Genomic DNA, 7674 nt, shown 5'->3' on the forward strand with positions numbered 1-7674 from the left:
AGGTGGGCGCGTGGCCGGCGAGACCCGGCTGGTGCTGGCCGGGGACGTGATGACGGGCAGGGGAGTGGACCAGGTCCTGCCCCACCCGGGTGACCCCACGCTCCACGAGCGCTGGGTCGCCGACGCCCGCACGTACGTCCACCTCGCCGAGAAGCGCAACGGCGCGGTGCCCCGCCCGGTCGACCCGCGGTGGCCGTGGGGCGAGACGCTGGCCGTGATGGACGCCTTCGGTCCGGCGGTGCGGGTGATGAACCTGGAGACGAGCGTGACCACGTGCGACGAGGTCGCCGAGGGCAAGGCGGTGCACTACCGGATGAGCCCGGACAACGTGGCGTGCCTGACCGTGGCCGGCGCGGACGTGTGGACGCTGGCGAACAACCACCTCCTGGACCACGGCGTCGCCGGCCTGCGGGAGACCCTGGAGGCCCTGCGGTCGGCGGGGCTGCGGTACGCCGGTGCCGGGCTCGACGGGCCCGGGGCGTGGGAACCGGCGGCGGTGGGCCCTCCCGGGCACCGGGTGATGGTCTGCTCCGTCGGGCACGCCTCGAGCGGTGTCCCGTCGCGTTGGGCGGCCGGCCCGGGCCGCCCCGGCGTCGCGGTCCTGCCCGACCTCTCGACGGCCACCGCCGACGCCCTCGCCGCGCGCCTCCGGCAGGCGGGCGGGCCCGGCGACCTCCGCGTGGTCTCGGTGCACTGGGGCGGGAACTGGGGGTACGACGTCCCGCGCGACCAGCGGCGCTTCGCCCACCGGCTGCTTGACGGCGGCGTCCACCTGGTCCACGGCCACTCGTCCCACCACCCGCGGCCGGTGGAGGTCCACGACGGGAAGGCGGTGCTCTACGGCTGCGGAGACCTGGTCAACGACTACGAGGGCATCGACGGCTTCGAGGAGTACCGCGGCGAGCTCCGCCTGGTCTACCTCGTACGCCTCGACCTCGGCTCTGGGGAGCTCGTGGACCTGACCATGGTGCCGTTCCAGGCGCACCGGCTCAGCCTCAGGCGCGCGGCACGGGAGGACGCCGCCTGGCTCGCGGGTGTGCTGACACGCGCCGGCAGACCTCTCGGCACCGGCGTCGCCGTCACCGAGGACGGTGCGCTCGTGCTCCGGGCCGGCTGAGCCGCTCGGGCCCCGGACCCGGGACCATCGGCCCGTGCCTCGCCGTACGCCCACGCCTAGCGTGAAGGTGCGGGGGCGTCTCCAGGAGGTGACCGTCGTGTCGACAACCGAAGTCACGCTGATCGAGCAGAGCAGCCAGAAGACACGGCTCTGGCTCGACGAGCTCGCCCAGGAGCTCGGGCGGCCCGGCGACCAGAAGTACGCGCTGCGGGTCCTGCGCGGGTTCCTGCACACCCTGCGCGACCGGCTTCCCGTCCCGGAGACCGCGCACCTGTCCGCGCAGCTGCCGGAGTTCCTGCGCGGCGTGTTCTACGAGGGCTGGCGGCCGACCAGCGCGCCGCAGCGGTACCACGACCTCGACGCGTTCCTCGAGCGGCTGGCGAGGACCGCCCTGCTCGCCGGGGACACCGAGGCGGCCTACGCCGCCGAGGCGGTCGCCCGGGTGCTGCGCCGGCACCTCGACCTCGGCGAGCTGCACAAGGTCCGCGCCGTCCTGCCGCGCGGCATCGCCGCACTGCTCTCCGACACCGAGACCGAGAACGCCACCGAACCCGAGGAGCGCCATGTCCCGCAGTAGGCCCACCACCCCCGACGCAGCCGTCCAGGTGACGGTGCGCGGAGACGTACCGGACGACGCGGTGCGCTACGCGGAGGCCAAGGTCGCCCACCTCGACCGCTACGCCGCCCAGCCCGTCCTGGCCTCCCACGTCGTGCTCACCGTGTCCGCCGACCCCGCGGTGGCCTGGCCGGCGCGGGCGGAGGCCACGGTGGACGTCGGCGGCACGCTCGTGCGCGCGCACGCCGGCGCCGCCGACGTGACCCGCGCCGTGGACGCCCTCGAGGACCGGCTCCGCCGTACCCTCCTCCAGCACCAGGACCGCGAGCGGACCCGGCACCGGTGGACCGGCGTCGCCACCGAGGGCGAGTGGCGGCACGGGGACCTGCCGACCGAACGCGGGCCGTTCTTCCCGCGCCCACCGGAGACCCGCGAGGTGGTGCGCCGCAAGACGTTCGCGCTGGCGCCGATGACCCTCGACGAGGCGGCCTTCGAGATGGACCTGCTCGGCCACGACTTCTACCTGTTCACCGACGCGGCGACCGGCAAGGACGCCGTGGTCTGCCGCGACGGCGACGGCGGGTTCGCGGCCGGTGGCGAGACCACCGCGGGCGCGGGGATGGTCGAGGTGCGGGAGACCCCCGCGCAGCTCACCGAGGCGGAGGCACGCGCCCGGCTGGAGCTGAGCGGTGAGCCGTTCGTGTTCTACCTCGACCCGGACACCGGACGCGGCCAGGTGCTCTACCTCCGGTACGACGGGCACTACGGGCTGATCACCGCCGCGGGCGAGTGATCCCGGCGCGCCGTGCGTCGTGGGTGAGCCCGGGGCGCCGTACGAGCCCGCCCGCGACCACCGCCAGGACCGGCACCAGGAACAGCACCCAGCTGAGCCCGTCGGAGTCCACGGCGCCCACCACCGCCAGCGCGGCCAGCCCTGCGCACACACCGGCCACCGCCAGCAGCGGACGCCACGCCGGCGGCGCGGGACGCGGGTCCGGCCCGACGGTCTCCAGACGGCCCAGCCCCGCGACGAAGGCGGTCGTCACCACCGCGAGCACCAGGAACCAGAGCGGTCGCGACCACCACCAGGACGCGCCCAGCGGCCGGGCGCGAAGACCGACGCCGCCGACGACCAGGGAGGCCGCGATCACCAGCACCATCGCGGTGACGTGCCACAGGTAGACCGTCATGATCCGCGCGTTCACCGCGACCACGAGGGTCCACGCCCGGCGCCCCTGCACCAGCCGCCCGGCGAGCGGGTCGAGCAGCAGGAGCAGCCCCGCCTGCGCCATGCCGAGGAACAGCAGCGTCACCCGCGTCGGGTAGGTGTTGTCGACCGCCGAGGTGTCCAGCCCGACCATGCTCACGGGATAGGGACCGGCCTGCACGAGCAGCACCGCGGCGGCGAGCCCGGTGCCGGCCAGCAACAGCCGGCGCGCCACTGATGCGAGCCTCCCGTCCAGCCAGGCGTAGCCCAGCTGGTGCAGAGTGCCCCACACCAGGAGGTAGTTCACGAAGCCGACGGCGACGCTCCCCGAGCCCAGCGAGACCACGTCGACCGTCCCCGCCGCCAGGCCGCCCGCGACGACCGACCACCAGCCCCAGCGCTCCCACAGCCACACCGTCGCCGGGGCGAGGGCGACGACGAGGACGTAGGCGGCGAGGAACCAGGTCGGCACCAGCGCCACCGAGGTGGCCAGGCGCAGGGTGCGCCAGTCCACTCCGGCCTGCAGCGCGAGCCACCCGGCCGCCGGCCAGAACAGCAGCACCGGGACGACGGGCAGGGTGAGCCGTCGCGCGCGGCCGCGCAGCCACGCGCCGTACGGCGTCGCCCGTTCCCGGGCGGAACGCCACGACCGCCCGTTCGCGTAGCCGCCGACGAGGAAGAACACCGGCATCACCTGGAAGGCCCAGGTCAGCGGGTGCGTCCAGCCGGCCAGGACGAGCAGGTGCCCGGGGACCAGCCCACCGTCCCGGACGGTGACCGCGGCCATCGTCCAGTGGCCGAGGACCACCACGAGGATGGAGACCGCGCGCCACAGGTCGACCACGCGGTTGCGCCGCGCGGGCGTGTTCGCGGCCTCCTCCCGCACGGTCGCCACGAACCCCATGCCCGATTGTCCCGCGGGGCGGCGCCGCGGGTATGGGTATCGGACACGGGCCTGGTTCGATGGGGGCATGCTGATCCATCCCTGGGACCGGGCGAGCAAGGACGAGTGGCTCGACGTCCTGCGCCGCGTCGACTTCGGGCAGCTCGTCGTCTCCGACGACGCCGGCTACCCGTTCGTGGTGCCGAGCCACTTCGTGCACGACGGCGGCGACCAGATCTGGATGCACCTGGCGCGGCCGAACCCGGTGTGGCGCGCGGTCGAGGCGAACCCGCGGGTCCTGTTCGCGCTGGTGCTGGACTACACCTACGTCGAGGCCGCCTGGAACGCCGACGGCGGCCTGCCGCCCGAGCACGGCGTGCCGACGTCGTACTACACCGCCGTCCAGTTCCGGTGCACCGCGGAGGTCGTCGACGACGAGGAGGGCAAGCTCGCCATCCTGCGCCGGCAGCTCGGCCGGCTCGAGCCCGGCGGCTCACGGCGCGAGCCGCCGTCCACCGACATCGAGAGCGACCGCCGGATGCTGCCCGGCATCCGCGGGCTGCGGCTGACCATCGACGAGGTCCTCGCGAAGATGAAGTACGGCGGCAACAAGACGCCCGAGCAGCGGGCGGCGATCGCCGAGCGGCTCGCCGAGCGGGACCGCGGCCTGGACACGCAGGCCCGGGAGCACCTGCTCCGGCGCGGAGGGACCGCTGGCTAGAGTCGCCGCGTGAGCGAGATCAGCCCCCGCACCCGGCAGGCGCTGCGGCGCATCGTCCTCGAGCGGCAGGGCCGGCACCGCGTGCCCGGCGTCTTCGCCGGCGTCGTCCGCGGCGGCGGGCTGCTCTGGGGCGAGGGCGTGGGGGCAGCCGACGTCGCCGTGCCGGACCAGCCGCCGACCGCGGACACCCAGTTCCTGGTGGCCAGCAACTCCAAGACGTTCACCGCGGTCGCGGTGATGGCGCTGCGCGACGAGGGCAGGCTCGACCTCGACGACATGCTCGAGAAGTTCATCCCGGAGAGCAGCCACCGGGGGATCACCGTCCGGCAGATGCTCGCGCACGTCTCCGGCATGCAGCGCGAGCCCGTCGGCGACGTGTGGGAGACCCTCGAGCAGCCCACGCGGGAGGAGCTGGTCACCGGGTTCGACGACGCCGAGAAGGTGCTCCGGCCGCACCACCGCTGGCACTACTCGAACCTGATGTACGCCCTCCTCGGCGAGGTGGTCGCCCGCGTCGACGGTCGCGACTGGTACGACAGCGTGAAGGCGCGGATCCTCGACCCGCTCGAGATGCGCCGTACGACGGTCGGCCTCTCCGGTCCCGCCACCGTCGGGTACTTCGTGCCGCCGTACACCGACGTGCCGCGCGTGGAGCCGACGCTGGACTCCAAGGCGATGGCCGCCTGCGCCGGACTGGCGAGCACCGCCGCCGACCTGGCCGCCTGGTCCTCGTTCGTGGCCGACCCGGTCGCGGAGGTGCTGCACCCCGACACCCTCGAGGAGATGTGCCAGCCGCAGATCATGGCCGACCTGTCGCGCTGGACGCTGGCGTTCGGACTCGGGTTCATGCTGCTGCGGTCCGGCGACCGGGTGCTGGTCGGGCACACCGGCGGTATGCCCGGGCACATCACCGGCCTGTTCACGCACCGGGAGAGCGCCACCGGCGGTCTGGCGCTGATGAACTCGACCACGGCGCCCGACCCGGCCGCGTTCGCGGCCGAGCTCGCCTGCCACGTGATCGAGCACGACCCCGTCGAGCCCGAGCCGTGGACGCCCGGCGCGGCCGTGCCGGACGACCTCGCCGACCTGGTCGGTCTCTGGTTCTCCGAGGGCACGCCGTTCGAGTTCACCGTCCGGCAGGGCCGGCTGGAGGCCCGCGCGGTGGGCGCCCCGGCGCACAAGCCGCCGGCGGTGTTCGAGAGGCTCGACGAGGACCGGTACCGCACGGTCTCCGGCCGCGAGGCCGGCGAGCTGCTCCGGGTCACCCGCGACGACCAGGGGCAGGTCGTGAAGATGAACTGGGCCACCTACCTGGTCAGCCGCGCGCCGCTGGCCTTCGGCGAGCAGCCCTGACCCGTCCGCGCGGGTGTCCGCCGCACAATCCGGTTGCGGCGGCCGCGGCGTGATGAGGCAGGCTTGGTCTCGAGAACGACGTACGACGGGCACCCCGCCCGCCGTACCGCTCCGGCCGGAGCAGACCTGAGGAGAGGTACCGAGGTGACCACTGACCAGCACGTCCTCGACGAGCTCGAGTGGCGCGGGCTCATCGCGCACTCGACGGATCTCGACGCCCTGCGCGCCGAGCTGTCGGAGGGCATGGTCAAGGTCTACTGCGGCTTCGACCCGACCGCGCCCAGCCTGCACATGGGCAACCTGCTCCAGATCCTGACCCTCAAGCGGCTCCAGGACGCAGGCCACAAGCCCTACGGCCTCGTCGGCGGCGCCACCGGCATGATCGGTGACCCCAAGGAGACCGGTGAGCGGCAGATGAACAGCCTCGACACGGTCAAGCAGTGGAGCGCCAACGTGCAGAGCCAGCTGGAGCGCTTCCTGTCCTTCGAGGGCTCCAACGCCGCGACGGTCGTGAACAACTACGACTGGACCGCGGGGCTGTCCACGATCGAGTTCCTGCGGGACATCGGCAAGCACTTCCCGATCAACCGGATGCTGGCGCGGGAGGTGGTGAGGTCACGTCTCGAGAGCGGGATCAGCTACACCGAGTTCAGCTACGTGCTGCTGCAGTCCATGGACTACCTGAACCTGTTCCGCGACTTCGGCGTCACGCTGCAGACCGGGGGCAGCGACCAGTGGGGCAACATCACCGCCGGCGCGGAGCTGATCCGCCGGGTCGACGGAGCACGGGTGAACGCGCTCGCCACCCCGCTCGTGACCAAGGCCGACGGCACGAAGTTCGGCAAGACCGAGTCCGGCACGGTCTGGCTCGACGCCGAGATGACCTCGCCGTACGCCTTCTACCAGTTCTGGCTCAACAGCGACGACCGCGACGTGGTCGACCTGCTGAAGTACTACACGTTCCGCTCCCGCGAGGAGATCGAGGAGCTCGCGCGGCAGACGGAGGAGGAGCCGTTCCGGCGCGCGGCGCAGCGGGCCCTCGCCGACGACGTCACCACGCTGGTGCACGGGCACGAGGAGACCGAGCGGATCAAGGCGGCCGCCGCGGCACTGTTCGGCGGGGGAGACCTCACCGACCTGAGCTCGGAGACGCTGGGCGCCGCGTTGCGGGAGGCCGGCTCGGTCCAGGTGAAGCGGGCCGACGGCCTGCCCACCGTGGTGGACCTGCTGGTGGAGACCGGCCTGTCCGCGAGCAAGGGCGCCGCGCGCCGCACGGTGGGGGAGGGCGGCGCCTACCTGAACAACCGCCGGGTGGAGAGCCCCGACCACGTTCCGTCGGAGGGCGACCTCATCGGCGGGAGCTGGCTGGTCCTGCGCCGCGGGAAGAAGAACCTGGCCGGCGTCGAGGTCGTCGACTAGGGGTTTCGTGGGGGTTTCGGGCCCCTGTGGAGCGCTGCTCTAGACACTGTGAGGCCCGTTACCGTCCCCCGATTTGCACATCCCCAAACGTCTACGTAATGTTCTCTTTGTCGCCGGGTGCGGCGGGACGCAAGGCCGAGAGGCCGGGCGGCCGGCCCCAGCGAAACCCACTCAAACATCTCGCACCGGGATGGTTCGAGCGCCCTTGAACAGGCGGTCGGAACAGTTCGGTCCGGTCTGTATGGGCGGGGCCGGTGAGAACCGAGGCCGACTTGCTCGGCCGAGCTCGATCCGGTAAGTTTTGTCAGGTTGCCCCAGACCGAGGCCGGGAGGCTGAGGGTGGTGCGCGCTTGATCCTTGAGAACTCAACAGTGTGCTAAAAGTCGACGAATTAATTTGTAACGCCAGTCGGCAGGCT

7 protein-coding genes are annotated in these 7674 nt (G+C 72.9%); 6 read left to right on the top strand and 1 reads right to left on the bottom strand.

Going from position 1 to position 7674, the window contains the following annotated elements; all coding sequences use genetic code 11:
- The first annotated feature begins 10 nt into the window (after positions 1-10).
- From K1X13_RS15820 to K1X13_RS15830, 3 genes are all read left to right on the top strand, one after another.
- Positions 11-1117: a CapA family protein gene (locus K1X13_RS15820; protein WP_221025958.1), complete on the top strand. Its 1107-nt coding sequence runs from the start codon at positions 11-13 to the stop codon at positions 1115-1117.
- A 97-nt stretch (positions 1118-1214) separates the two neighbouring features.
- Positions 1215-1694, top strand: coding sequence for a DUF2267 domain-containing protein (locus K1X13_RS15825; RefSeq protein ID WP_221025959.1), 480 nt, complete (start codon positions 1215-1217; stop codon positions 1692-1694).
- Positions 1681-2466, top strand: coding sequence for a ribosome hibernation promotion factor (locus K1X13_RS15830; RefSeq protein WP_221025960.1), 786 nt, complete (start codon positions 1681-1683; stop codon positions 2464-2466). The genes K1X13_RS15825 and K1X13_RS15830 overlap by 14 nt, the downstream gene beginning before the upstream one ends.
- On the opposite strand, the gene K1X13_RS15835 is transcribed toward K1X13_RS15830, so the two are convergent.
- The gene (locus K1X13_RS15835; RefSeq protein ID WP_221025961.1) at positions 2447-3784 is read right to left on the bottom strand and encodes an acyltransferase family protein; all 1338 of its coding nucleotides are present in this window, start codon (positions 3782-3784) and stop codon (positions 2447-2449) included. The two genes, K1X13_RS15830 and K1X13_RS15835, sit on opposite strands and share 20 nt — an antisense overlap.
- Positions 3785-3851: 67 nt before the next feature.
- Here K1X13_RS15835 and K1X13_RS15840 point away from each other — a divergent pair, with 67 nt between their 5' ends.
- The 3 genes from K1X13_RS15840 to tyrS all read left to right on the top strand — a co-directional run bounded on the left by K1X13_RS15840 (position 3852) and on the right by tyrS (position 7256).
- Positions 3852-4484: an FMN-binding negative transcriptional regulator gene (locus K1X13_RS15840; protein ID WP_221025962.1), complete on the top strand. Its 633-nt coding sequence runs from the start codon at positions 3852-3854 to the stop codon at positions 4482-4484.
- A 9-nt stretch (positions 4485-4493) separates the two neighbouring features.
- A complete protein-coding gene (locus K1X13_RS15845; protein ID WP_221025963.1) occupies positions 4494-5837 on the top strand; it encodes a serine hydrolase domain-containing protein in 1344 nt (447 codons plus the stop codon).
- A gap of 144 nt (positions 5838-5981) precedes the next feature.
- Positions 5982-7256 (top strand): tyrosine--tRNA ligase, encoded by a 1275-nt coding sequence (gene tyrS / locus K1X13_RS15850; RefSeq protein ID WP_221025964.1) that lies wholly within the window; start codon positions 5982-5984, stop codon positions 7254-7256.
- Positions 7257-7674 lie beyond the last annotated feature (418 nt).

Origin of the sequence: Nocardioides jiangsuensis (assembly GCF_019679455.1) — a bacterium.
Lineage (GTDB): Bacteria > Actinomycetota > Actinomycetes > Propionibacteriales > Nocardioidaceae > Nocardioides_C > Nocardioides_C jiangsuensis.